Genomic DNA, 26,123 nt, shown 5'->3' on the forward strand with positions numbered 1-26,123 from the left:
TTTTTTGACCGTTCAGGCCGCCTGCGGGAAACGTACCGTCACCTGCAATCCCCGCCCCGCCTCGCCGTCGGCCAGCGCGATATCGGCCTGGTGGTGCTCGGCGATGTGGCGCACGATGGACAGGCCCAGGCCGCAGCCCCAGGCGTCGTTGCCGTCGGGACGGAAGAAGCGGTCGAACAGGCGCGCATGGTGCTGGCGCGGCACGCCGGGGCCGTTATCGGACACGCGCAGCAAGGGCCTGCCCTCTTCCACGGCCGCCTGCAAATCGACCCGGCCGCCCTGCTGCGTGTAGCGCAAGGCATTGTCGATCAAGTTGTTCAGCAACACTTGCAAGCCGTCGGGATCGGCCTGCACCAGCACCCTGGCGGGCAGCGCTTCCACCACGCCCAGGTCGATGGCGCGGCTGTCGGCCAGTGCGCTATGGTCGCCCACGGCCGCTTCCAGCAATTGTCCCAGGTCCACCGTGTGCAGCTGGCTGGCCGTGAGCGCCGTTTCATGGCGCGCCAGGCTCAGCAACTGACGCACGAGGTGCGTGCTGCGGTCCAGCCGTTCGTGCAGCCGCGCCAGCGCCACGCGCCGTTCTTCCTCGCTGCCGGCCCGCTCGGCCACCTGCAGCTGCAGTTTCAGCGCCGTCAGCGGCGAACGCAATTCATGCGCGGCATCGGCGACAAAGGTGCGCTGCGCCGTCAGCGCCGCCTCGAACTGCCCCATCAGGCTGTTGAGCGCCAGCGCCACGGGCCGCAGTTCGGGCGGCATGTCGTCGGCCGCCAGCGGCGTCAGCGCATCCGGCGAACGGCCCGCCACGGACTCGGCCAGCCGGTGCAGGGGCGCCAGCGCGCGTCCCACGACGGCGACGATCAGCAGCGCCAGGATCAGCGCGAACACCAGCAGGGGCGCGCCGGCCCGCACGGTCATCCGCCAGGCCAGCTGGTCGCGCACGGCCTGCGCCTGCGCCACCTGCACGTAGCGGCCGCGCCGCGTTTCGCCGTACAGGCGCCAATCCTCGCCGTGCAGCTCGACATCGGCGAAACCGGCCAGCGCATAGCGCGGCAGTGCCGGCTGCTCCTGCAGGACGGGCAAGGGCTGGCCATCCTCGTCCCACGCCTGCAGCACGAATGCTTCTTCCGGCTCTTGCGCGGCGGCCAGTCCCTCCTGCGGCTCGAACTCGTCGGGCAAGGCCACGGCCAGCTGGCGCAGCTGCAAGTCGGCCAGCTCATTGGTTTCTTCCAGCAGCGAACGGAACAGAGAAATACCGGCGCCCAGCACGCACAGCAGGGTGGCGGCCAGCAAACCGAGCAGCAATTGGCGGCGGATGGTCAGCAAGATGCTACCCGCATCTTGTAACCCACGCCGCGCACGGTCTGGATGCAATCCGCACCGAGCTTCTTGCGCAGCTGGTACACATACACGTCGACGGTATTGCTTTCCACTTCGCTATCCCAGCCGTACAGCTTTTCGCTCAGCTGGCGCTTCGACACCACCTTGCCCGGATGGTCGAGCAAGGCGCGCAACACGGAAAACTCGCGCGGCGGCAGCTTGATCAGCTCGCCCTCGAACGTGACGTCGTGGCTGGCCAGGTCGAGGATCAGCGCGCCATGCTCGATGACGGAGCGCGAACGGCTGACGCGACGGCGCAGCAGCGCGCGGATGCGCGCCAGCAGCTCGTCGAGGTCGAACGGCTTGACCAGGTAATCGTCGGCGCCGCTGTCGAGCCCTTCCACGCGGGCCGGCGTGCCGTCGCGCGCCGTGATGATCAGCACGGGCAACTCGGCGCCCCGCGCGCGCATGGCGCGCAGCACGTCCATGCCCTCCTTGCCGGGCAAGCCCAGGTCCAGCAGCATCAAATCGTAGGCGAAGCCGGCCAGCGCCAGCTCCGCATCGTGGCCATCGCGCACCCAGTCCACGGCATAGCACTCGCCGCGCAAGCCCTCGACCAGGCTTTCCCCGATCATCGGATCGTCTTCCACCAGCAACACGCGCACGCGGGCCTCTCAAAGTCTTGAAAAAGCCACCATCTTACCTTGACTGGCGCCGCGCCGCAGGGGCCGCCGCGGTGGCCTTACTTGGACCCGGACCCGCGGAACGGTGGGATATTGCCTTCTTGCGGATACAGCGCCACGCCTGTCGCAAGCGGTGCCGCCGCAGCGAGCGCCTCGCCGGGCTGGGCCGCTTGGGATACGGGCAGAACGGCCAGCAGGGATACCGCGCCAACACAGAAAACAGCCTTGATTTTCATATCATTCCTTTAAAGGTTGCATAGGAAAATATCGGATCAATACATTATTTCGTATATTGATAAACAGGCAATGCCAGTCCAAGATAGCTACATGCCGGCAACAAGTCAATCTCCGCAGCAACTGAATTGCCCGCGTGTCCGCCCATGCCAGGCATGGCGTGAATTCGCGATACCGTGACTATGTGCGCATTTGGCGCGTTTTTTATGCGGTATATTTTCCTTCCCTCCACGCATCTGGAAAGGCATGCCATGTCCAGTTCCACCCAAGATACCGTCATCGTCAAGGCGGCGATTTATCCGCCCATCGGCATTGCCCGCGTGGGCAACAGCCCCAGCGAATACTTTATGGGACCGGAGGTGCCGGAACCGGCGCCGCGGCCGGCCGGCTATTACCGCGATGCGTCCGGGGCCATCAAGCGCCAGGCGGCGGGCTTTCGCATCTACGGCTTGAACGCCGCCGGCATGGCCGTGGCCGAGTTGAACGCCAGCAATGCCGACATCGAATGGTCCGTCACGCTGGCCAACACCAAGGCGGCGTGGTACCAGTTCCAGATCGCGCTCGATATTCCCGAGGCGAATGTCACCCAGCCCTCGTTCCTGCGCAACATGGCCGTCACGGACCGCGCGCAACTGTCCATCACGCCGGGCGAGCGCAAAATCGGCGGCAGCGAACAGCCGGCCGTCGCCTTCGACAGCGGCCGCTTCATGGGCACGCCCGTCTACCTGGGCGAGTTGCGCACGGACGCCATGGGACGGCTGATCGTGCTGGGCGGCCATGGCAAGTCCGCCTCGTGGAATGGCGCGCGCGCCATCACCTTTGCCAACAACGAAGGCTGGCATGACGACACGGCCGACGGCCCCGTCTGCGCCACGGTGCATTACCAGGGCCAGGCCTTGCCCGTCGACATGGCCTGGGTGGTCGTCGCGCCGCCCGACTACGCGCCGCAGCAAAAGTCGGTGCGCACCATGTGGGACTTGATGCGCGACTTGTTTGTTTCTGAAGACAAAATTACCGCGCCTGCCGTTCCTTCGTTCCAGGACGATATCCGTCCCATTTTCGAGCGCCTGTCCAACCTGCAATGGGTCAACGCCGGCTTCGCGGCCGCCTTCGGCTGGGATGGCAGCACGCCGTTCAGCCGCGACGAATGGATGGCGCGCCTGGCCAGCCCGTCCGAAAACCGCAAGGAGTGGCGCAACGTCATCTATAACCAGTTCCGCCAGTTCGAGCGCGACGCCTGGGCGCCGTCGCCGTGGCCATGGCTGTATGGCGATGCGATGGCCATCCCGCCGGCAGACACGCCGCGCCAGAACTGCGCGCTGAGCAATTTGCAGTTGCGCTTCCTCAAGCAATGGGCCGACGGCAAGTTCACGGACGACTACGCGCCCGGCAAGACGCCGCCGCAAAGCCTGGCCGACGTGGAAGTGGCGCAGCAACCGGACACCCTGCTGCGCGCCGCCATGGAATTCTGCCTGGCAGACGCCTTCCACCCCGGCTGCGAAATGACCTGGCCCATGCGCCAGGCCAGCATGTACAGCGCGCCGTTCCGCCTGGCGCACCGGCCGCCCGGCTGGGTGGAGCCGGATTACGGTGCCGTGTTGACGCCGGACAATATCAGCAGCCCCTGCTCGGCGCAGATCGCCGGCGGCGTCACGCGCTGGATGGCCGTGCCTTGGCAAACGGACACGGCCAGCTGCCGCTCCGGCTATCAATCCGACTACGATCCCTACGTCCCGACCTTCTGGCCCGCGCGCGTGCCGAACCAGGTGATGAGCAAGCTCGCCTACGACACGGTGATGAACCGGGAAGCCCCCACCGACGACCGCCTGGCCGCCTTCGCCCGGCGCGCCGCGTGGATACGTCCGCTGGGCAACATCAGCTATGAAGAGCAAATCAACAACATGATCGCCGACCTGGCGCAAGTGGGCGTGGTCGAGGTGCGCCCCGGCCCCACGGACGTGAGCGGCTTCCCCGCCTTCCTGCAGGTGGAAAACCTGCCGCAAGCGATCGCCGGCAAGCATACATTGCGTGCCGCGGCGCCCATACCGGACGAGTTTGTCGACGTCGACCTGGAAGGCACGGAAAAAGCGCGCCATCTGCAGCGGCACCGCCTGTGACCGTGCTGCAGGCCGACGTGCTCGTCGTCGGCGCCGGGCCGGCCGGCGCCACGGCCGCCCTGAACCTGGCGGGGCGGCACCGGGTCTTGCTGGTCGACCGGCTGGTCGCGCCGCTGGCGCGCATCGGCGAATCGCTGCCGCCCGCCGCCGCGCGCCTGCTGCAAGACATGGGCTTGCTCGACGCCTTCCTGCGCCAGGGCCATGCGCCCTACCACGGCAACCGCGCGTGGTGGAACGGCGCCTGGGCGGAACACCACTTCCTCAGCGACCCTGACGGCCACGGCTGGCACCTGGCGCGCGGCACCTTCGACCTGTGGCTGCGCGACGAGGCGCGCCAACGCGGCGCCGCCCTGCTGGCCTCGGCCAGGGTCGCGGACATCGCGCCGGACGACGGAGGCTGGAGAGTACGGCTGGAAACGCGGCACGGCCCGTGCGACGTGGCGGCGCGCATCGTCATCGACGCCACGGGACGCAGCGCCCGGCTGGCCCGCAAAGCGGGCGCGCAGCGCCGGCACAGCGACCGGCTGGTATCGATATGGCAATACGGACATGAACGCACGCCCTCCGCGCGGGGCTTTGCCCACATCGAGGCCTGCGAATACGGCTGGTGGTACAGCGCGCCCCTGCCCGGCCAGCGCCGCGTGCTGGCCCTGCATACGGATGCGGACTTGCTTGGCAACACCTCCCTGCGCGATGCCGGCTGGCTGGAAGCGGCGGCACGGCGCTTGCCGGCCACGCGGGAATTGCTGGAGCAGCAAGGCTACGGGGCCGATACACCGGCCCTGGCCACGCCCGCCCATACGGCCGCCCTGGACGCCGCCGCGGGACCGGGCTGGTTTGCCGCCGGCGACGCGGCCCTGAGCTTCGACCCGCTGTCGTCGCAAGGCATCTTCAACGCCCTGTACACGGGCCTGGCCGCCGCCGAAGCGGCCGACCGCACGCTGCAGGGCGACGCCACGGCTTGCCAGCAATACAATGCGGAACTGGCGGCCATCGGCGCGGCATACGGACGCCACCTGGCATACTGTTACGGCCAAGAGACACGCTGGCCATCGGCGCCATTCTGGAGCCGGCGCCGGCCGCCCGCGGCCCGCTGACCCGCCGGCCCGCAAAAAAATCGCCGCGCCGCCGTGCTGCCACGCGCTGCCGCTATGGCTGCATGGCCAGTGCCCCGATCACCAGCGCGCGCATGCCCAGGTGGAACTCGGCCTCGATGAGCGCATCGTCCTCTGCTTCCCAGGCGTCGCCGGCCGGCGCATACACGGTATCGGCCAGGGCCACGCAGTGGAAGGCCACGGTCGACAGCAGCCAGCGGGCGCGCTCCCTGGGCAGCCGGTAGCTGTCCGCCACGTGCGCCTGGTGGGCATCGATCCGGGCCAGCATGGCCGGCGTCGTCGCTTTTCTGCGCAGCAGGTACGGCGCCAGCCCCGGATGCGACTTGACCAGCGCGCGCAGCGAGGCGCTGAAACGCAGCAGGTAGCCCTCCAGGTCGTCGTTGCCCGTCGCCGGCAGTTTCCATCGAACAAAAATTTCCTCGGCCACCAGCAGCTTGAGCGCCGCCAGGTTCGCCACATGCTTGTACAACGCCACATGGCTGACCCCGAGCAAGGTGGCGACACCGGTAAACGTCATGGCGGGCAGGCCCAGCGCCATGCCGGCGTCGGCGATGCGTTCGCGCGTGATGCTGGGGGGACGCCCGGGGCGGGGCGAAGTGCTTGCAATAGTCATCGTTATTGTCCGTGGCGGCAGCTGCGTTGTCGGTTTCAGCCAATTAGTTTAGCATGGTGAAACTAATTACCCAATACCAAGGAGTACTTACCATGGCAACACCCGTAGAACAGCAATCCGGCGGCCAGCTGCGCAATGCCGAGCATGACCGCAGCCTGCATGAAGTCACGGCCGCCGTCAGCGCCATCGCGCACCCCGTTCCCAGCGTGCTGCGCGTCACGGCCCGCCTGGACCGTTCCGGCGACGATCCCCACTGGGCGCTGCCCAACGTGGCCTTCCGCATCCATCTCGACGGGCCAGCGTATGGCGGCGCGTCGCGCATCTACACCGTGCGCAGCTTTGACGCGCAGGCAGGCGCGTTTACCTTCGATATCGTGCGGCATGCACACGCGAGTCCGATGATGCACTGGGGTAACAGCCTGCGCGTGGGCGAGGTCTTCCGCCTGACGGGGCCGCGCCCGCAGTTCGTCGTTCCTGCCGGCGCCGAAAAGAAAATCGCCCTCTTCCTCGACGAAACGGGCATACCCGCGCTGTACGCCATGCTGCAGCAGTGGCCCGCCGGCGCGAGCGGCATCGGCTGGGTGGTGACGGATGATGCGGCCGCCTTTGCCGAGCTGCCCACCGTGCCGGGCCTGGCGTTGCAACGCCTCGGCACGGCCCACGTGGCGCCGGACGGGCCGCTGGCGGCCCAGGCCAGGGCCTTGCAAGATCCGCACGATTACGCGATCTGGGGAGCCGGCGAGCGCGATGAAATGCGCGCCATCCGCCAACATTTTCGCGTCGACGCCGGCCTGTCCAAGGAACAGGTGCTGGTGGCAGGCTACTGGAAACGGGGAGTCAGCAACACGGACATCGATCTGCGCCGCCGGCAAAATTTCGAGCAGCTGATCGCCGATGGCGGCACCCTGGCCGACTTCGACGACCTGGCCGTCGAAGTGTGAGCAGCGCCGGTCGCGGCGCGCGCTAGCGGGCGGCGAAGTCGAAGCGCCACGCGTCCTGGCTGCGGTGCAAGGTAACGTCCACTTCGGTCGCCGAGACCGGCATTGCATACTGCGTCATGTCCTGGAAACTCTCCAGGCTGTAGGTCTGGCCCGCCGCCGGCCGCATGGCCACCACAAAATACAGGCTGGGCAGGTATTCGAAACCGACCGTCATGTTGGCATCGACATCGGGCATGGTCGCGACCGGCCGGTCGTTCACGTACCAGTTGCAACTGAATGGGATGAATGGGTTGGTCTCGTTCATGACGCCGCATTGTGCCGGCGTCAGCTTCGATTGCGCCAGCGAGGCGGCGGCCGGCTGCAGCAGCGGCGACAAGCCATGCGGGCTCACGGCCGACAGCAGCTGGCCCGGCGCGATGACCTGGCGGCCCGAGACGATCTTGTTCCCGGTGATGCCGAAACTGTTCACGTCGGTCGAGATCCTGTCCTCGTAGTGGAACGATTCGGTGGCGCCGGCCGACCCCGTCAACACCTGCCAGGCATGGCTGCGGTAATGGCCCTGCGGGTTGTGCAGCTTCAGGAAGACCAGCACGGAGTTGCCTAGCAAATCGTCTGTTTCCACGTTGTAACGGACGTTGAATTGAATGCCCATTGCTTGCTCCCTGCCTGGAATCTGCACGAACTCAGGAAAGACAGCGCCGGAGGACGAGTCCACGATTTCCGCCGGCGCCGGTTGTCACTGCCCCTGCCCTGGCTGCTGCAGGGCGTGAGCATGCTATTCGCGAACGATTACTGCGCCAGGTAGCGTTCCGAACGGGGACCGTACAGCAAGCCATTCGGCACGCCGGCCGACAGCATGCGCGCATTTGCCGTGCCGGCGAGCGGATGGCTGGCATCGGTGCTGGTATTGATGATCTGCTTGACGGCCGCCGTCACCAGCATGCCGACCAGGCCGCCGCCACCGCTGTTGTTGCCTTCGTTGCTGGACGCACTGGCCGCACCCTGCCACAGCAAGGCGCCCGTCTTCAGGTCCACCAGCTTGGCATCGACCGACACCACCGTCACGCTGTCGATCACGGCATAGGTCGTGCCGTACTTGGAAATCGTCACGTACAGGCCCGCATCGGCGCCAAAGATCTCGTTGAGCTTTTTCGCATCGACGCCGTGGATATCGGCGGCGTTCGTCAAGCCGTTCTGCTTGAAGGTTTCACCGACCACGGCCACCGGCAGCACATAGTAGCCCGCTTCGGCCAGCGGATACGTCACTTGCGCGTAGACGCTGTTGCCGGCATTGACTTCCGGCGAGTTGTTCAACGGCGGCAAGACGACGATGGAGCGGGGCTTGGCCGCCTTGAAGGCGGTGTAATCGTAGGCCGCCTGCTTGGTGGCGCAACCGACCATGAAGATGGCGGGACCCAGGCACAAGGCCATTTTCAACATGCGCGACATCATAATTTCTCGCCTTTTTTCATTTTACCCAACAGGAAGTCCATGTACGGCGTCGATTCCGGGAACAGTTTTTTCTCGTCTTCGAACTGCGCTTCGACTTGCTCCGGCTTGCCCGCGATCGAGTACAGCATGCCCAGGTGGGCATGGAAACCCGGCGGCGCGTGGTTGCCCTTCGCGCCGATCACTTGCAAGTCTTTTTCCATGGCGGCGATCTGCTGTTCCGGGCTTTCACCCTTCAGGTATTCGTACACTTGTGGCTCGTAGCCTTCCCATTGGTACAGGGTCTTCGATTGCGTGGCGCAACCGGTCAGGGCGGCACAGGCGAGCAGCGCCAGCAGGGCTGCGCCCTTGTTCATCATTGTTTTCATGGGATACCTTATTGTTTGCGCATTGCGCCCGCTTCGACACCAGCCACCAGGCGCTCGACCGCTTCGCGCATGGCCAGGTCCAGCACCTTGCCGTTGAGGGTGGCGTCATAGCTGGCCGTGCCGCCAAAACCCAGCACTTCACGGTTCGACAGGCTGTATTCACCGGCGCCGGCGGCCGAAAACACGACTTCCGACGTAGCGATGTTGACGACGTTCAAGGTGACCTTGGCATATGCCACTTGCGTCTTGCCGCGGCCCATGATGCCGAACAATTGCTTGTCGCCAACTTCCTTGCGGCCGAATTCGGTCACGTCGCCCGTGACGACGAAATCCGCGCCCTTGATATTCTGGCCCTGCTTCTTGAACTCGGCTTCCTGCTTGAGTTCAGCCATGTTGTCGCGGTCGAGCACATTGAAACGGTTGGACGTTTGCAGGTGCGCGATCAGGATCGTTTTCGACTGGCTGCCCAGGCGGTCGACGCCATCGGAAAAGATGCCGCGCATGAAGTTCGAGCGGTTGTCGAATTTGCCGACAGCGATCAGGGTGCGTGGACCAACGTAGGGACGGGCTGCGCTGGCAACCGTGGGGACAGCCAAAGCTTGCGAGGATTCGGAAGCGCAACCAGCCAACGCCGCGCCAATCAGCGCTGCAATCAACAACGCGCCGGGTTTATTCTTGTTCATAGTGCCCTTATGATATGGAGGATCAGGAGCAACCTGCGAAATTGATTTTTGGCAAGTTAATTTCCTAATGGCAATTATATGGTATTGCATGTCTCACAATTCTCTCCAAAAGTAACGATGGCAAGGATTGCATGATTGCCGGCGCTACTCAGGCGCGGCCCTGCTTGACTTCCCCGGGCCGATTCATTAACTTAGTAGTAAAAAAGCGCGCCGTCAGCGCCCTGTGCCACCGTCCCTCACGGACTTCGCCCGCCGGCCTGCCCCACTCCGGCGCCAACTCCACGTTTTCCACCAAGACGGGTCTCCTGGCCATGCCGATACACGATCATTCCCCGGCCCATCCGCTGGCCACGGCGCTGGCGCTCTCGCTGGGCGCGGCCGTCGCCCTGGGCCTGTCGCGCTTTTCCTATGGCTTGCTGCTGCCGCCCATGCGCGCCGACCTGGGCTGGTCCTACCTGCTGGCAGGGGCCATGAACACCTTCAATGCGCTCGGTTATTTTCTCGGCGCCCTGGCCACGCCGGCCCTGATGCGCCGCCTGGGCGTGTGGCGCTTGCTGATCGTCGGTTCCGTGCTGGCCAGCATCTTCATGCTGATGTCGGGCCTCGTCAGCGACACGGCCACCCTGTTCCTGCAGCGCGTGTGCGCGGGCGTGGCCAGCGCCTTCATCTTCATCGCCGGCGGCGTACTGGCGGCGCGGCTCGGCTCCATGCACAGCCAGCGCGCCGGCTTCTACATCGGCCTGTATTACGGCGGTACGGGTTTCGGCATCGCGCTGTCGGCCCTGCTGGTGCCGGCCGCATTGACGTCCGCCCAGCAGCACGGCGCCGCGCATGCCTGGCAATGGCCGTGGCTGGCACTGGGCATCGCCTGCCTGCTCGCCACCGCCATCATGGCCGTGCCGGCGAAAGCCATCGGCGAAGCGCCACGCGCCGTCGACACGCCGCGGCGCTTCGCCTGGCGCGACTTTTCCCCCAGCCTGGCCGGCTACTTCATGTTCGGCGTCGGCTACATCGGCTACATGACCTTCGTCATCGCCCTGCTCAAGCAGCAAGGCATGACACCCACCTTGATCACGGTGTTCTACACGGTATTGGGCCTGGCGGTGGTGGCGTCGTCGCGCATCTGGGCGCGCATGCTGGACCGCTACAAGGGCGGCGAATCGCTGGCGATATTGAATGGCGTGCTGGGCGCGGTGACCATCCTGCCCGCGCTGACGAGCTTTGTCCCCGTCGTGTTCCTCTCCGGACTCGTCTTCGGCGCCGTATTCCTGTCTGTGGTGGCGTCGACCACGGCCCTGGTGCGGCATAACCTGCCGCAGCAATCCTGGACGGCCGGCATCAGCGCCTACACGACGGTGTTCGCGCTGGGCCAGATCGTCGGCCCCATCGTCGTCGGCTGGATCGCCGACGGCCCTGCCGGCCTGGAACGGGGCTTGATCGCCTCGGCCATCGCCCTCTTCATCGGCGCGGCGCTGGCCGCGCGGCAAAAGGCGCTGGCGGCGGGCGCGTAAGCGACTGTCTCGCACATGCATTGGCCCCGCTTATTGCGGTTTGGCATACTTTGCGACGCCTGTTACATCGAACAATACACAACGCTGGTTTCCCACCACCCAGGCGTCGTGCCCTGGTGGCATATAGAAGACATCACCCGGGCCATATTCCATTTCGGCGCCATCATTCATCCTTACCACCATCCGTCCCTCAAGGACCATGCCGGTATGAGCTGCCTGGCACGAATCGGTTCCTGCAATCGGTTTTACGTGCAGACTCCAACGCCAGCCAGGCTCAAATTCGCCGCGCCCCATGGTCTGTTCGCCAAGCGTAAAGACAGCCATCCGGCCGGCTCCGTCCTTGAATGGGCGGACTTCGTCCGGCTTATCCAAGGATTTCTTTTCTAACATCGCACTCATGACCCGTCCCTCCTTTGGAATTTCTGGAAGTATTAAATTTCCGAATTGGAGTAACTGACACAATATAAAAACCACATCATTTTCCAATATAGTTTAATAATGGAAATTTACAAGCAAAGCACCTGCCGCACTTACCTCAAATGCGGAGCCGGATCGTACAATTGAAACTTCCGGGCCAATGCTTCAACATCCATTTACACTGCAGGCATAGCCCACCTTCGCGGAAAGAAAACGATGAACACCGATGCACGAAAAATCCCGGCAACGGTGGATGCGGAAACGCTGGAATTCATCCAGGGCCTGTTCGCCCTGGTGCGCGAAGGCGATACGCAGCAACTGGGTGCCATGCTTGTCCAGGGCGTACCAGTAAACTTTCGCAATGAAAAAGGCGACAGCCTGATCATGCTGGCCAGCTACCATGGCCACCTGGAAACGTCACGCCTGCTGCTCGAAGCGGGCGCCGACGCCAACGTCCCCAACGACCAGGGCCAGACGCCGCTGGCCGGCGTGGCCTACAAGGGTTACCTGGACATCGCCGAACTGCTGCTCCGGCACGGCGCCAATGTGGAAGGCGCCAGCCCGGACGGCAAGACCCCCTTGATGATGGCCGCCATGTTCAACCGCCTGCCCATCCTCGACCTGCTGCTGCAACACGGCGCCCGCATCGATGCCGTGGACAGCCGCGGCATGACTGCCGCTTCACTGGCCAAGAGCATGAATGCGCAGGAAACTCTGGGCCGCCTGGCCAGCTTGGGGCAGACGGCATAGCTGACGCTGACATCACCGACAGTTTGCAAGCCCTTCGGAAAAAAAAGTCCCTGATAAATCAGGGACTTGGCGATGTCGCTGAGCAAGCGTCAGCTTACGCTGCCGAATGAACGATTATTCCCACTCGATGGTCAACGAGCTGGCTAAGCGCTTGATTTTTCAGTGTTTTCTAAATCATTCAGTTACCGATACCCTCAAAAATACCCTCAGCTGCAAAATCCATTGTTGCCGGTTTGTCGCGGCCGGAATGGATGACACTAGTCCGCTTGCTCGCACCTGTCATCCGATTCTTCTGGGCGAGAACGCCTTCATTTCAGCACAGCAGCAATCAAAGCGCTCCGATGAATTTAAGGATACGCTGATCTTCAGCGCCACGCTGTCACCCTGTCATTGACGCAATATCAGGTCCGCTATAGCGACAGAGACGAAACAATGGGACGCGCTTATCTGCCTACCGCTTTTACCCTGTCCCACACTACCGCCGCTTTTCACGTCTCGAGCAGTACAGCCAGTCGAGTCGTATCGGCATTTAATAAAGTGTAACTTATCCCAGATCGAGATGGGCAAGGTTGAGATCGTGTACGAATGACGGACCTGACCCTGGCTCTTGCTTGTTTCGCGCCCTAAATTCGCTACGAAAGCGAATTGATCAGCGGTTCCCAAACGCTGATCCTCCGCATTCCCTCAAACAGGTTTAGACTACCCGCCCGGCCAATCAATAACTTCTATGATAATTAGTTAATGTTCCATCAATGACATTGAAATGAGCAGATTTCTCCCCCCAGTCAGAATCAGTCTCAAAACCAATACCCACACTTACAATTCCATTACTTTCCGAAACTGAAGTGAATTGCGAACACTTCCCAAGAGGTGGAGCTTTAAATGCCCGTTGAAGAATACCTTCATATGAATACAAAAGAAGATTTGATGAGCCAAACTCATCAAACCTACCAACAATTGCGATCAAGCTTTTACTCTTCAAGTTGGCAACCCCAAGCGGAGGCATCTTAATTTCTACCCTAATACTATTAGCATTGAAATCCCATGAAACAGTGGAATTATTATCCCAAACCGACCAATTTATTTTTAACATACCATACCCTTTACACCGAGACGGGGGCAGGTTCGCCATTACGACACGACCTCAGCCATACCGACATCCAAACCTCTGCGTAATCTCAGTGCCAATGTGTACGGCTCAAATATCCTCTACCACATGACGCGACCACTACGACTTGAGTTCGCTGGTGCTCTCTACCACGTTACTTCGCGCGGCGACCGGCGTCGTGCCATTTACCGGGACGATACTGATCGCCTTGCCTGGCAAAAAGTGCTTGCCTTGGTATGCGAGCGGCACCATTTTGTCGTGCATAGCTTTTGCCAAATGGGCAATCATTATCATCTGCTCGTTGAAACGGTCGAGGCAAATCTGTCACAGGGCATGCGTCAACTGAACGGCTTATATACCCAGCATTTCAATCGGTGCCACAAGCTTGTCGGGCACGTATTGCAAGGTCGTTACAAAGCTATTTTGGTGCAGAAAGAAAACTATCTGTTGGAATTGGCCCGCTACATCGTCCTGAATCCAGTCCGGGCGCACATGGTCGTATCGCCAGATGCCCGGCCCTGGAGCAGTCATCGCTACTTTTTGGACGACGCGACACCTCCATGCTGGTTGGCACGTGACTGGCTCTTGAGCCAGTTTGGCGCTACACGCGACGAGGCGGTCGCCAACTATTCTCGGCTTGTAGCGGCAGGTATGGGCGAAACTAGTCCGTTCGCCCATACCTGCCACCAGAGGCTTCTGGGCGATGACGCCTTCGTTTCGGTACATCAGCAGTCGCAGCGCTCCGATACATTCAAAGATACGCCAAGGCAGCAGCGCTACGCGGTCACACTGTCACTCGGGGCAATATCACGCCCGCAATAGCGCCAGAGACGAGGCAGTGGCACACGCTTATCTGCAACCGCTTTACCATCTCCCACACCGCCGCCACTTTTCACGTCTCGAGCAGGGCAGTCTGTCGGACCATACCGGCATTTAATAAAGCGCAACTTGCTGCAGATCGCGACGGCCAAAGCTGAGATCGGGTACGAATGCCGGACCTGACCCCGGCCCCACATATTGTCCCCTGTTTAGATGCCCATGATTAATGGGCGACCTTAAACCTCCCTCTCCCCTATTAATAAAAATAACTGTCAAGCGCATTATTTCCCGTATCTACTTACCCAGTCCAATAGTGGATACATACTCTCATCAACAACCCAGTAACCTTGTCTAATCCTAGTTGGAATACGATTAACTACCAGTCTAATTAATGGATCGAACATATCTTCCCCCCCTAAGGTGGAGGGATGTTTATTTTCACATAGCGTCGCCCATTCCAATGCACGCATACAAAAAACACGATCATAAGCAAATATCGATTGCCCTGCCAGCTCTTGGCACTCATCCTCAACTTGTTTTTGAACGCGCAATTCGTGCAGCCCCAACACTTTGAATGGACTGGAAAATGGAGTGAAATTTTGATTTATTTCCTGTTGATTTTTTTGAATGAATCTAGCATACATTTGCAGATATGAAGTGGCACCATCAAAATCCTCGCTATCCGCTGATTGCGGCTCTGCAGTCCAGTTTATTCCGCGCAATATTTCCAATATTTTTTCAATTTTATTCATGATTATTCTAATAAATTCAAAGGTACTTCGTAACCAGGAAAACTCGCCTTCGGCGGAGGCGGTGCCATATCATGGGCTCCTTTTGGAAAACCAATAAAACGCGTCCCATTCCAAGCCCCTTGGTTTAAATATGGTACCCCTTGTGCCATGAATGATCTTTCTGTAAGTTCATGAGCGGCAAGTTGTTGAAGCCATGACTGCTGGGGGGCGCTTAGCTCGCCTTTGACTGCTGAATTCCATGCAAAAGCAATTTCATGGTCAGCCGCAAATCGTTGTCGAACAATCGTTATGTCATCCAAGGGGTACTCATGGCGGCCAAAGAACAATTGTTTCTTTAAAGTCGCCGTTTCGATAGTGGACAAACCTACATTATTGGCAACAGCTTCAACGTCCGTCATATACTGCATACGGATCTTGCTATACGCAGCCTCTGCCGCGGCGTCAAGCTTAATGGTTCCTGCACCTGTATAGCCTATTGCGGGATTTGCTCCTGCACTCCCAACAACTCGTGCCGTATTGCCTGCAGCTAACGAGCCTGCCGCTTTAATTTCCGCCGCAGTGAGCCCACCAACAGCTGTAAAAGGCTGCGCCGATGTCGGCATTCCCGCAGTCGTGGTCGCTACAACATCCACCACCGCCAAACACGCTACACTATTCACCGTGCAATACGCTAGGGGGTTACTTCCAAAGACAGCGAGCTCGTTCACCAAAAATTTTGCTGCCGGCTTGGCTATGCCCCCTGTAGCAAGCGCCAACATGATTTTGGCGGAAGTAGCTCCGGCTTTATCATTTCGCGCGTTGATTTCCGCGGCAGTCATCCCGTAGTTGCTTTTTGATAAAAGCGGCGAATATAAGCCTACATTCTGCTTATTGATACTGGCATCATTATATTCTGCGGCATGTAGTTTGGCGTAGTCCCGGTAGTCCCAGCTAAAACCGCCACTAGTGTTCTTCATGCCTATCACCGACACTACAAGTTCATCAGTTTTACCACTGTCCTTCTTGTAGCTTGCTGCATCGACCCAACGCAATAACTGTGCCTCAATGCGTGCGGTTGCCTCCTCCAATGAAATGTTCTCGCCATTTTTCTGCGCGGCCCGTTGAAGCGCGGCCGCATTTTTCTTCGCCAGGGCTATTTCCGTCTCATGCAACTGTCGATTATTAAGGTCTGTATTGGCCGCGCTCACCGCCCCCGCGCCACCACCGGCAGCGGCGCCGATTGCTGTTGCCGCAACTACACCCAAGGCCTGTTTGACGGGATCAGGCAGACCCATACCTTCAATCATGTCACCAATCTTGGGCATCGCATAGGCGCTGGAACCGGCACCAAGTGCGCCCCCGGCTCCCCCAGCAAGCGCACCGGCGGCTGTATGGGCCGCAACACGATACACTCCGCCTTCCTCCCATTTTGCCGCCTCCGCCAAATCGCCGACACGCCTCGCCTCCCTCACTTTCTTGTCAGCGTAATCCCCGATCTCCTTCGCAGCCATCGAACCGAACGCCGCCGTGATTGCCATCTGTGCCTGCGTTTCCTTCTCCAGCTTCTTGCCATCCCATGCCTTGTTCAAGGCACCGCTGCTATCTTTCTCGCTGCTGACATCACGGTTCAGTTCAGCCAGCATTTCATCTGCTGTCTTGCCCGTCAACTTCTGTTGCTTCTCTGCGTCAGTGATCAAGATACTGCCGCCGCTGATGCCCGAGCTCGTCGTGCTGCTCTGGCTGCCCGACACGCTACCGATACCGGCCGAGCCGCCTGGCTTGGACTTCATGTTCGCTGCGTCCTTGTCTTCGGTCGTTTCGGCTTTACTCTGATCACGCATCTTTCCACTGACGGACCCGCTCAAGCTGAACCCGCTCGCTGAATGCTCATCCCTGTTTTGCAGCTCGCTCGTCGTCAAGGTGCCCGTGATCAGCGAGTTCTTGCCATCGGCAATCGCCTTGCCGCTGCTGGCAATCACACCGGCCTGCAAATCGGTATTGCCGGCAACGTTGATCTGGAAGCCGCCGTCGCCCGCCTTGATGCCGCTTTGCTCGGTGACGCTGGCAAAGTCACCTTTGGCCTTGCTCTGCGAAATGCTGCCACCGACGCTGCTGGCGCCATAGCAGGCAGGGGGAATACATAGGCTCATGTTGAAGCCCGCGCTGCTGCTCTTGCTGGCGTAAGTACTCGTATCCTGCAGACTGATAATGTTCAGGTTGCCGCCGATGGCGCCCTTGACCGTATCCGCTGCCAGGATCGCGCCTTGCAATGTCGTATCGCCACCGCTGACGATAGTCGCCGTCTTGCCCGCTGTCACATAGGTGTTGGTGTAGTAATTGTCCGTGCCATCGGCCTTGCCGCGCGCCTGGTTGGCCGCAATATCGAGGCTAAAGCCATTCTGCGCACCGCCAAAGGTATAGCCGACGCCGATGCTGGAACCGCTGCTGCTGTTCTTGCTCGTTTGCGTCGCCGTATTTTGTGCCGCAAGCAGGTTGATCTTGTCGTCGGCGAACAAGGTAAGATTGCCACCTGCAGCAATCTTGCTGCCAGCTACCGTCAAGTCGCTGTCCGCCCCTGCCCCGGTCGCAACGATGCTGACGTTGCCCGCAGCATTGACCGCGCTGCCGACCACCGTGCTGCTGCTCTGGTGCATGTCGCTTTCGCTCTTGCTGCTGCCCAGGCTGACGCTGATCTTGATGCCAGCAGTGTTGGTCAATCCCTTCGAAGCCATGCCAGCCAGATCCGTGGCCTTTGATGCCAGAGTCACGGCCGCCAGGGCCTGCATGCGCGAGTCCTTCGTTTGTTCGGCGGCCTTCGCCAGGCTGCCGATGCTTTTCACGGCGTCGACAATCGGCACGTTGACCGTACCGCCAAGGGCCACCTTGCTGAAGGTCGTGTGCTGCTCGCTGGCATTGCTGTTGTACGCCTCCTTGATCAACACATTCTTGCCTACGATACTGATATCGCCAGGCAAGCCGCCACTCGCACCCGCGCCGGTCGCCAGCACTTCGCTGGCCGTCTGCGTGTAGGTCTCGCCCGCGCGCAGCGACACATTCCCGCCCAGGCTGGCAATCTGGCTGCCCACTTGCGCCACGCCCGTGCTCTTGCCATCGCTGGTGGTTTTTACCGTGCCGAAAGCTGGCTGGGTGAAGCTGCCGATAAAGCCGGACTTCTTGCTGTAGCTGCTCGACGTCGTGTCCTTGTCATTCTCGGCACTGACGATGCTCAGGTTGCGCAAGGCGGTCAAGTCAATATTGCCATCGGCCACCACCGTGCTGCCCTTGATGGCGACGTCGCGCCCGCCCACCATCGTCACACTGCCGCCGCTGATCGCGCTGCCAGCCTGGGTAACGGTGCGGCCATCGTCGGCCTGGCTGGTCAGCGATTTGCTCAGGCCAAAGGTGCCGCTCTTCTTGACTTGCTTGGAGTGAATCTCCTTGCCGTCCAGTCCGACGGATTCGATGCTGATATCGTTTTTTGCCATTAAATTGGCGGCCTCGTGCGCAAGGATCGAGGAACCCGCCACCTTCAGGTCATGCCCGGCAACGATATCGACGGTATTGCCCGTCAATGAAGTCCCCAGCGCCGTGCTGGTCTGCACCAGATCGCGCGTGGTCGTCGTTTTGCTGGAGAAAGTACCGCTTTTCTTGACCTTGCTTGCCACATCCAGGCTGTCGGTGGCCACGCCATTGACCAGGCTGATGTCATTGCCCGCCACTAATCCCAGCGCGCCGCCCGCCTGCACATCGGCCGCACGCGCCAGCAAATCATTTCCTGCCTGCAAATTGACATTGCCGGCGCCGATAATCTGGCTACCCACTTCGCCCGTCTTGCTTTCTTTGCGGTAATTGTCCGCGTTGCGTATGTCAGTGTGGGTGGAGGCCACGGTGACGGTATTGAGGGTCAGGTTATTGCCCGCAATCACGCTGGTCTGCCCATTCACGCCCGCATTCGCAATGACGCCTGCCGTCACGGTAATATCCCGGCCCGCTTGGGCAATTAGCGCGTTGCCCTCTTCGCTACCTGTGACATACATGCCAGCCACTTTGTCGACTACTGTGCCGCTGTCGCTGATGGTGGTTCTGTCATACTTGCGCACATGGGAGTCGCTGACGGTCGTCGTTACCAGATTAATATCGCGGCCCGCGCTGGCCTGCAACTGACTGACAGCAGTAAAGGCACTACCTTTATTATTGATATCGCGGCCGGCAATCACCCCCAGAGCCGTCCCCGCCTGCACGCTCGAGTAACGGACATTGATGTCGCCCCCCGCATCCATGACTACGCTACCAGCACTGGCAATCGTGCTGCCCGTTTCGTGGGACGTACCAGCCTTGCCTGCACTATAGGCAGCCCCCCATACGAAATTGGCGTTATCGCCAGTCTCGAGGGTCCCCAGGATCAGGTTGCCGCCCGCCCTGATCACTGTGGCACTGTTTTTTCCACCGTTGTTAATCTCGCCGGCCAGCAGGGAGATGTCGCGTCCTGCCGAAGCGGCCAGCGTGCCACCTTCTTCGCTCACGTACAGGCCAGCCACCCGGCCGATGCTCGGCCCAGTCAATGCTGCGTCACCTTGACGGCCCGTATTGGTATTGACCGCCGATGTGATGTTGATGTCGCGCCCCGCGGTGACAATCAGTTCGCTGTTGGCGGAAATGGCGCCACCAATATTATTGAGATCGTTCCGGGCTGCGATGCCGACGGTGTCGCCGTCAATGCGCCCACCCAGGTTTTGTACATTTTCTGCCGTCAGACGGACGATGTCCCGGCCCGCGATGGTGCCGCTATTGGTCAGATCTCCCTTCAGATTGATGTCAACGTCTTTGCCGGCCAACAACGCGCCACTGCCGTCTATATCGCCTTCGCGCAAACGCACATACACCTGCGGCACCAGCGCTTTTTGCGTCGAACCATCGGCCAAAATAACATTCTGCTCCACCAGCCAGACTATATCGCTGGTCAAGGCCGCCATTTGCTCGGCAGTCAAGGCCACCCCAGGGCGCAAGTCCCATTGCTTGGCATAGTTTGCGCCTGCATCCATCAAGCCCTTGTATTGCTCTTCATCGCCAGTGTAGTCACCGACAAAACGCTGGCCCGTTAACTGCGCGATTTGCTCGCGCACAAGACGCTGCTCATAAAAGCCGTCGCCCAGGCGCTTCTGAGTCACCGATGGGTCCAGCTGTACTTGTGCCAGCATGTAATCCGAGCCGGTCCATTCACGTTGATTTGTAAACCGTGGATCCGTTTCAACCAGGAAGCGTGCGCCAGGCGCCGGACTCAGTTTGAACAGGCTGGCGGTAGGCAATTGCATCGATGGCAGAGTCGTGCGCACCACTTGCGCGCGGCCGGATGGGCTCGCCAATGCGACCTGGCCAACTGCCTGCACCCTGGTACCGGTGAGGGCGCTCGCCCCGGATGCTGCGTTGACGGCTTCGCCTGCTGCCGCGCCGACCACAGCACCGGCCAACGACCCCGCGGAATTCTCCACCGCCGCACCGCTGGCCGCACCCGCCTTGGCACCACTGGCCACAGTAGTCGAGCCGGGATGACCCACACTTCCCGTACGGTCGCTGGTGTTCGGTCCATTGACCGCAGCCACCGTTCCAACCGCACCACTATTGACGGCACCGGCAAGTGCCGATGGGTCGGCCATGCCTGCCGTGCCGCCATTCGCCGCGCCTGCATTAATGCCGGCTACCGCGGCAACAGCGCCGCCGCGTCCCGCATCACCTGCCCGATTACTATGATTAACGCCAGCGGCGCCCGCGATTGCACCTGGCGCCGTGCCGTTTGCCGCACGCTCCAACGATTTTGCATCAATGCTGGCGTCTGCCATCACGAGCGGGTTGGCATTGCCTGCCGTCGCGGCGCCGACAGAACTGACAACTCCACCCTTGACGCTATCAGCAAACCTAGCCGTATTGTTCGCATCACGACCTTGTGTCCCCGTGCTCACATCGGATGCTCGCGACAGGCCAGTGCCGCCCTGCGCTCCCGCACCTTGCACCGCAGCAGCAGCAGTAGCACCTGTCGCCTTTGCCACCTCGCCCGCATGACCTGCCGTTCCGGTCCGATCGGTTGAATGGACTGCGCCCGCCCCTGTGGCGGATGCTGCGCCTTGTCCATTGACATTTTGCACCGTGGCCACGCCAGTGCCGCCTTGCGTTACGCCAGCCAGGCTGACGCCTGCATTGGCCTTACCTGCGCCGCTGATACCTGACAGGCCGCCTATACCGGCAACGGCATTCGGTCTCGTTCCGGTAACGTTTACCGCCGTGTTGCCCTCGACGCGTCCGGCGATAACTGGTGCGCTCTGACCCGGAATATCCCGCTCATAGATTACGCTGTCAATAAACTCTGGTTCCCATTCCGGCATCATTTCCATGCCTCCGCCTACTTCCTCTGGAATGAGAAAACGGTCGGCGGTGCCACGTTCGGATACCATGGAGACACTTTGCGTCGCTGTATTGACCAATGCCCCTGGTGTAATGCTCAACAGGCCACCGGCAATAATGTGGCTGTTTTCATTAAAAACTTTTCCTGAGGAAATAGTAAGACTGCCCCCCGCCAGTATTTTCCCAGGGTCAGAGGCCAGAATGGCACTATTAGCAGTGATACGCGTATATATGTATTGCGTATACTCCAGAAACTTCTTGTTCCATGTAAGACATCCTGGCCCCATACAGTTTGGCAGAGGGGCAGTTTCGCTTCGATATTCTTTACCCTTCATCTGGTACTCAACGATCTCTTCAACCGTATTCGCCCCCAATTGCAGGGTGAAATGCTTGTTCAGGTTATCGATACTCGCCACGTCGAGCCGCAGATTGCCCAGTGCCTCAATCTCGGCACTGGCATTGGTCAACTGGTCAGCTTGTCCTATAGCAAAGCGGCTGGCATCCAGCGCTCCGCCGATCGCCATATCGCCCGCACTGAAAATCAGCGCATGCTCATTGTTATTGATCGTCTGCGCACCGATGTCCAGGCGGGTACGGGCGGCAATGACGGCAGCCCGGCCTCCTTCCACATTGTTGTCGATGGAGGTCGCGGCAATGCTCAGGTGATCGCCATAGATGCGGCCGGAACCGACGTTATTCAGGGCTCCCGCATTGACTTCCGTATTGACACCATCGATCAGGCCGCGATTGTTCAACGCCCCGGATGTGCTGACCCGGGTCGTAGTGGCATGGATATCGCCACTCATAGCGTTGTCGAGACTGCCTGCACGCAAGTCAAGCAAACCGCCGGCTTGCAGCATGCCCGCATTGCTCATGTTTCCGCCCACAGAGATGCTGGCATTGCCATTGGCCGTAATCTGGCCGCCATTCCCGTGGCTGTAGTTGCCCGATAAATCCAGGCTCAAATCCTGTTGCGACAATAAACGGCCATCGCCACTCAGGCTGGCAGCACGCACTTCAAGAGTCTTGCCGGCAATCGCAGTGCCGCCACTATTGCTGAAGGACAGGCTACGTGTCGGGCCAAAGTCTCGCATGCCCAGTGCATTTCCCGCACTTATCAGTCCTTGATTATTGTTGATGACGCCAGAACTTAGTAGCATCAGGTTATTGTCGGCGCGCAAAGCTCCCTGAGTATTGATGACATTCGATGCGTCCAACGCGAGGTTAATGCCCTCAATACCCTGGTTGCTCATTTGCGTATTGCTATTATCGATTGCGGCGCCAGTCAGAGTGACCGTGCCGCCGCTGCGTATCAATCCCTGCTGATTGACAATTGTCCCAGCCGTATTCAAACCAAGATCGCCAAGCACCTGGATTTGTCCGCCTTGATTGTTCAGGCCGCCAATAGTCAGATTCAGGGTGGACTGGCCGACGATCGCACCATTGGCCGTATTATCGACCTGGCCGGCATAGCCAGTGATGGCGCCGGCGGCACCGATATAGCCACTGGCATTGTTCACATTGCCCACCGCCAGATTGACAGTTCCGCCGCTGGTGATGTTGCCGGCACTGGTATTGTTCAGCAGTTGGCCATGGGTATCTATCGCCAGGGAGGTACCGGCCTGTACGCGGCCACCGGCATTCAGAATGGCGCCTGTCTGCAGATTGACGCTCTGCGTGCCGGCAATCGTTCCCAGGCGATTGTTCAGCTCCAGGCCGTCGCTATCAATACTGACACTGCGCCCGGTAATGTTCGCGCCATCGCTGTTCGTCAATCCGCGGCTGTTTAAGAACACATCGCCAGCCGCCTGGACTTTACCACCGGCGTTATGCATCTGTCCCGACAGTGTGGCCTGCACATTCCCGCCGACAGACGCGAGCGTGCCGCCAGCATTGTCCAGTGAAGCACCGATTACAACGACGTTGCCTGTGGCCGCCAACAGGCCACCGGCATTCTCGATGGTATTCCTGACGCCTACTTCCAGGCTGGTGCCAGCCGTCACTTTACCTTGTTGATTTAAGAGCTCACCGGCAGTGATGGAGACCTTGCCACCGGCTGCGATCAATCCCTTGTCGGCACTGTTCTGCTTGCGGTTGTCCAAGGTGCCCATAATCGCAAGATCGAGCTGCGCGGTTCCAGCGGCCTGCAATGTGCCGAGCCGGTTATCGAGGTCACCGGCCTTGACCGCGATGTCGCCATTGCTGGCGATGACGCCCTCGCTATTGTCGAGCCGTCCGTCGACCTTGATATCGCCATGTGCCGTGCCCAGCTGGGTAATGCTGCCTTTGGCATTGTTGAGCGTCTGCGTCTTGATGCTGACTTGCCGCGCGACCATGCTTGCGCCAGCATGATTAAAATTGTCAGCGTCGATATTCACCGAGCCGTTCGACGTGATCCAGCCGCGGTCGCCGGCAAAGTTGCCAGCGCCAATGGCAAATATGCCGGTGGACGCATGCTCCATCTTGCCATCGACGTTCAGCAGCGTCTTGGCAGCCAGGCTGAAATTATTGGCGTTGACGGCAATACGTCCGCCCGTATTGTCCAATATGCCCGTCGCCGAATTCACACTGATGGCGCCATCGCCGGTGCTGGACTGGATGATGGTTCCCTTCGAATTGTCCAAGTTGGCTACATGCACCGACAATTGACCGGCACTCACCTCGCCCATGCGGTTAATCCAGCTCTGGCTATCCTGCGCCCCTGCATTGACTGTCAGCGTGCCCGCTGCACTGACGGCCGCGCCGCTGGTCGTTACATTGCTGCTATTGGCGGTAAGTGTAATGTTGCTGGCGCTCGTTTTGCTACCGCTGACATCCACGGAAGCACCGGTGAATACGGCATTGCCCGTCGCCAAATTCTGGCCTCCGGCAAGCAGCCCCTGGGCGGCGGTGATGTTCAAGTTGGCCGAATTGACCAGAGTTCCGTCCGCCTTGATGCCAGCGCCCAACAAGCTGGCGGCTCCCTGGCTGCGGAAGCTGGCAGCGTGAATGTCCATATTGCCCAGGGCAGCGATCACGCCCGTGTTTTCCACGCTTCCACTAGCCTGCAAGAGCTGCTTGCCCGCCGCATACAAACTACCACTATTATTTACGTTGACCACAGTCGACTTCAGATCACGCCCCGCATACACGCTGCCCCCCTTGTTGCCAAGGTCCGTCGCCTGCAAGGCAAGATCGCCGCCGACGGCGCGCAGGCTGCCGCCTTGGTTATCGATCGCAGCTGCACTCAGCGTCAAATCCTGCACCGCCGCGATGACACCATCCGTGTTGACGAGAGCTGACGTAACATCAATGTTCGCGGCCTGATTGGCGCTGATCTGGCCACCGGCATTGCCAAGCGTACCAGCGCGAATGGCCAGCATGCCGTTGCTCGCGATCTCGCCCTGTCCATTGTTCAATGCCTGGTCGACCTTGAGGTCTGTCAGTCCCAGGCCAGTCTGGACCAGGTGGCCGCCCCGGTTGTCCAGGCTGCCCGCCTGCAGCGTCACCTGCTGCGCCACCAGGGTGGCGTCACGGTGGTCGATGCTCGCGGCGTCGATACGCAGCGCGCCGTTGCCGATGAGTTTGCCACCCTGGCCGTTCAGGGTGCTGGCCGTGATGGCCAGCACGCCAGTGCTCGCATGCTCGATGCGGCCGTTGATGTTCGTCAGGGTCGCGGCACTCAGGCCCAGGTCGCTGCTGTTGACGGCGATGCGCCCGCCCGTGTTGTCCAGCACACCCGTGGCGATGACGGTCTTGCCCTGCCCCGTCTGCACGATGTCGCCACCGCTGTTGTCCAGGTTTGCCACTTGCAGGGCCAGCTGGCCTCCGCTCAGTTGCCCCTTGCCCGTGTTCACCAGCGCCTGCGCGTTGCCCGCATTGGCCGTGATCGACAGCAGGCCCGGCGTACTCACCACCGCGCCATGGGTCAGCACATTGCCCTGTGTCGCCGTCAGGGTGATGTTGGCGGCGCCGGTCTGACTGCCGCTCAAGTCCAGCGACGTGCCCGTCAAGCTGGCCTGGCCCGCCGCCAGGTTCTGCCCGCTGGCGGTGATTCCTTGTGTAGCCGCCAGGGTCAGGTCACCGCTGGTGCCCAGGCTGCCATCGGCCTTGACGCCCGCACCCAGCAAGCCGCTGCTGCTGATGCTGTTCGCCTGCAGGGTCGTATTGCCCAGCGCGGCGATGGAACCGCCATTGATCAACGCACCGCCCACCGTCCACTGCTGGTCCCCCCCTGCATACAGCAAACCGGTGTTCGTCAAGTCGCCCGTCAGCGTCGCCCGCACATCCTTGCCTGCGCTCAGCACGCCCTGCGCATTGCGCACACTGCCGGCGTCCAGGCCGATGCTGCCGTTGCTGGCCTGCAGCGTGCCGCTGCTGTTGTCGACCGTACCCGCCTTTATTTGGATGTCCTGCGTGGCGGCAAGTACCCCATCCACATTGTTCAGCAGACCTTGACTGGCCAGTTCCAGCGACGCCGTCGAGGTGATGCGGCCCTTGCCGCTATTGTCGATGCTGCCCGCCTGCACCTGCAGTTGGCCATTCGCCGCCAATTCACCCGCTTGGCGGTTATCGAGCTGGCCCCGCACCGTTACATTGGCCGTGGCCGTGCCCGTCTGCAGCAGCTTGCCGCCCTGGTTGTCCAGCTGGCCCACCTGCACGGCCAACTGGCCGGCGCTCAGGGTCCCCTTGGCGTTTTGCAAGGTTTGCTGTTCCAAGCTATTGGCCGTGATGTTCAGCAGCCCCGGCGTACTCACCACGGCACCTGCCGTGCTGATGTTGCCAAGGCTTGCCGTCAAGTCGATGCTGGCGGCGCTGGTCTGGCTGTGGCCCAGGTCCACCTCCGCGCCCGTCAGGCTGGCGTGGCCCGCCGCCAGGTTCTGCCCGCTGGC

Annotated in this window: 19 protein-coding genes; 7 read left to right on the forward strand and 12 right to left on the reverse strand. The window is 60.9% G+C overall.

Going from position 1 to position 26,123, the window contains the following annotated elements:
- Nucleotides 1-12 precede the first annotated feature (12 nt).
- The 3 genes from O3298_RS14495 to O3298_RS14505 form a co-directional block, all read right to left on the reverse strand.
- Nucleotides 13-1,323 (reverse strand): ATP-binding protein, encoded by a 1,311-nt coding sequence (locus O3298_RS14495; RefSeq protein WP_305059788.1) that lies wholly within the window; start codon nt 1,321-1,323, stop codon nt 13-15.
- Entirely contained in the window at nt 1,317-1,982 is a 666-nt protein-coding gene (locus tag O3298_RS14500) for a response regulator transcription factor (RefSeq protein ID WP_289909527.1), read from the reverse strand. Before O3298_RS14500 ends, O3298_RS14495 begins: the two co-directional genes overlap by 7 nt.
- A 77-nt stretch (nt 1,983-2,059) precedes the next feature.
- Nucleotides 2,060-2,236, reverse strand: a complete 177-nt coding sequence (locus tag O3298_RS14505; RefSeq protein WP_305059789.1) for a hypothetical protein — start codon at nt 2,234-2,236, stop codon at nt 2,060-2,062.
- Nucleotides 2,237-2,485: 249 nt separating this feature from the next.
- On the opposite strand from O3298_RS14505, the gene O3298_RS14510 reads away from it, so the two are divergent.
- Both O3298_RS14510 and O3298_RS14515 read left to right on the forward strand, forming a co-directional pair.
- Complete coding sequence (locus tag O3298_RS14510; protein ID WP_305059790.1) at nt 2,486-4,351, forward strand: LodA/GoxA family CTQ-dependent oxidase; 1,866 nt, start codon at nt 2,486-2,488, stop codon at nt 4,349-4,351.
- A complete protein-coding gene (locus O3298_RS14515) occupies nt 4,348-5,448 on the forward strand; it encodes a tryptophan 7-halogenase (protein ID WP_305059791.1) in 1,101 nt (366 codons plus the stop codon). The genes O3298_RS14510 and O3298_RS14515 overlap by 4 nt, the downstream gene beginning before the upstream one ends.
- 52 nt (nt 5,449-5,500) lie before the next feature.
- Here O3298_RS14515 and O3298_RS14520 read toward each other — a convergent pair whose 3' ends face one another.
- Nucleotides 5,501-6,079 carry a TetR/AcrR family transcriptional regulator gene (locus tag O3298_RS14520; RefSeq protein ID WP_305059792.1) on the reverse strand — a complete coding sequence of 193 codons (579 nt, stop codon included), beginning with the start codon at nt 6,077-6,079 and terminating at the stop codon, nt 5,501-5,503.
- Between the two features lie 92 nt (nt 6,080-6,171).
- On the opposite strand from O3298_RS14520, the gene O3298_RS14525 reads away from it, so the two are divergent.
- Nucleotides 6,172-7,020 carry a siderophore-interacting protein gene (locus O3298_RS14525; protein ID WP_305059794.1) on the forward strand — a complete coding sequence of 283 codons (849 nt, stop codon included), beginning with the start codon at nt 6,172-6,174 and terminating at the stop codon, nt 7,018-7,020.
- A gap of 22 nt (nt 7,021-7,042) precedes the next feature.
- Here O3298_RS14525 and O3298_RS14530 read toward each other — a convergent pair whose 3' ends face one another.
- From O3298_RS14530 to O3298_RS14545, 4 genes are all read right to left on the reverse strand, one after another.
- Nucleotides 7,043-7,672, reverse strand: a complete 630-nt coding sequence (locus O3298_RS14530) for a hypothetical protein (protein WP_305059795.1) — start codon at nt 7,670-7,672, stop codon at nt 7,043-7,045.
- A gap of 137 nt (nt 7,673-7,809) precedes the next feature.
- Nucleotides 7,810-8,472: a DUF799 domain-containing protein gene (locus O3298_RS14535; protein ID WP_034788080.1), complete on the reverse strand. Its 663-nt coding sequence runs from the start codon at nt 8,470-8,472 to the stop codon at nt 7,810-7,812.
- Nucleotides 8,469-8,837, reverse strand: coding sequence for a DUF4810 domain-containing protein (locus O3298_RS14540; protein WP_230521897.1), 369 nt, complete (start codon nt 8,835-8,837; stop codon nt 8,469-8,471). The genes O3298_RS14535 and O3298_RS14540 overlap by 4 nt, the downstream gene beginning before the upstream one ends.
- Nucleotides 8,838-8,845: 8 nt before the next feature.
- Entirely contained in the window at nt 8,846-9,520 is a 675-nt protein-coding gene (locus tag O3298_RS14545) for a CsgG/HfaB family protein (RefSeq protein WP_077403418.1), read from the reverse strand.
- Between the two features lie 311 nt (nt 9,521-9,831).
- On the opposite strand from O3298_RS14545, the gene O3298_RS14550 reads away from it, so the two are divergent.
- Entirely contained in the window at nt 9,832-11,031 is a 1,200-nt protein-coding gene (locus tag O3298_RS14550; protein ID WP_305059796.1) for a YbfB/YjiJ family MFS transporter, read from the forward strand.
- Between the two features lie 30 nt (nt 11,032-11,061).
- Here O3298_RS14550 and O3298_RS14555 read toward each other — a convergent pair whose 3' ends face one another.
- On the reverse strand, nt 11,062-11,430 hold the full coding sequence (locus O3298_RS14555) for a cupin domain-containing protein (RefSeq protein ID WP_215409092.1): 369 nt from the start codon (nt 11,428-11,430) through the stop codon (nt 11,062-11,064).
- A 234-nt stretch (nt 11,431-11,664) separates the two neighbouring features.
- Between O3298_RS14555 and O3298_RS14560 the strand changes: the two genes are divergently transcribed.
- Nucleotides 11,665-12,198: an ankyrin repeat domain-containing protein gene (locus tag O3298_RS14560; protein ID WP_305059797.1), complete on the forward strand. Its 534-nt coding sequence runs from the start codon at nt 11,665-11,667 to the stop codon at nt 12,196-12,198.
- A gap of 106 nt (nt 12,199-12,304) precedes the next feature.
- The gene (locus tag O3298_RS14565) at nt 12,305-12,592 is read left to right on the forward strand and encodes a hypothetical protein (RefSeq protein WP_305059798.1); all 288 of its coding nucleotides are present in this window, start codon (nt 12,305-12,307) and stop codon (nt 12,590-12,592) included.
- Nucleotides 12,593-12,913: 321 nt separating this feature from the next.
- Here the strand turns inward: O3298_RS14565 and O3298_RS14570 are convergent, their stop codons facing one another.
- Nucleotides 12,914-13,291 carry a hypothetical protein gene (locus O3298_RS14570; RefSeq protein WP_305059799.1) on the reverse strand — a complete coding sequence of 126 codons (378 nt, stop codon included), beginning with the start codon at nt 13,289-13,291 and terminating at the stop codon, nt 12,914-12,916.
- A 123-nt stretch (nt 13,292-13,414) separates the two neighbouring features.
- Between O3298_RS14570 and O3298_RS14575 the strand changes: the two genes are divergently transcribed.
- A complete protein-coding gene (locus O3298_RS14575; RefSeq protein WP_305059800.1) occupies nt 13,415-14,128 on the forward strand; it encodes a transposase in 714 nt (237 codons plus the stop codon).
- 278 nt (nt 14,129-14,406) lie between these two features.
- Here O3298_RS14575 and O3298_RS14580 read toward each other — a convergent pair whose 3' ends face one another.
- Complete coding sequence (locus O3298_RS14580; protein ID WP_305059801.1) at nt 14,407-14,877, reverse strand: hypothetical protein; 471 nt, start codon at nt 14,875-14,877, stop codon at nt 14,407-14,409.
- A gap of 2 nt (nt 14,878-14,879) precedes the next feature.
- Nucleotides 14,880-25,949: a hemagglutinin repeat-containing protein gene (locus tag O3298_RS14585; RefSeq protein WP_305059802.1), complete on the reverse strand. Its 11,070-nt coding sequence runs from the start codon at nt 25,947-25,949 to the stop codon at nt 14,880-14,882.
- Nucleotides 25,950-26,123: the final 174 nt, after the last annotated feature.

It is taken from the genome of Janthinobacterium sp. SUN137 (assembly GCF_030587265.1).
Taxonomy (GTDB): domain Bacteria; phylum Pseudomonadota; class Gammaproteobacteria; order Burkholderiales; family Burkholderiaceae_D; genus Janthinobacterium; species Janthinobacterium kumbetense.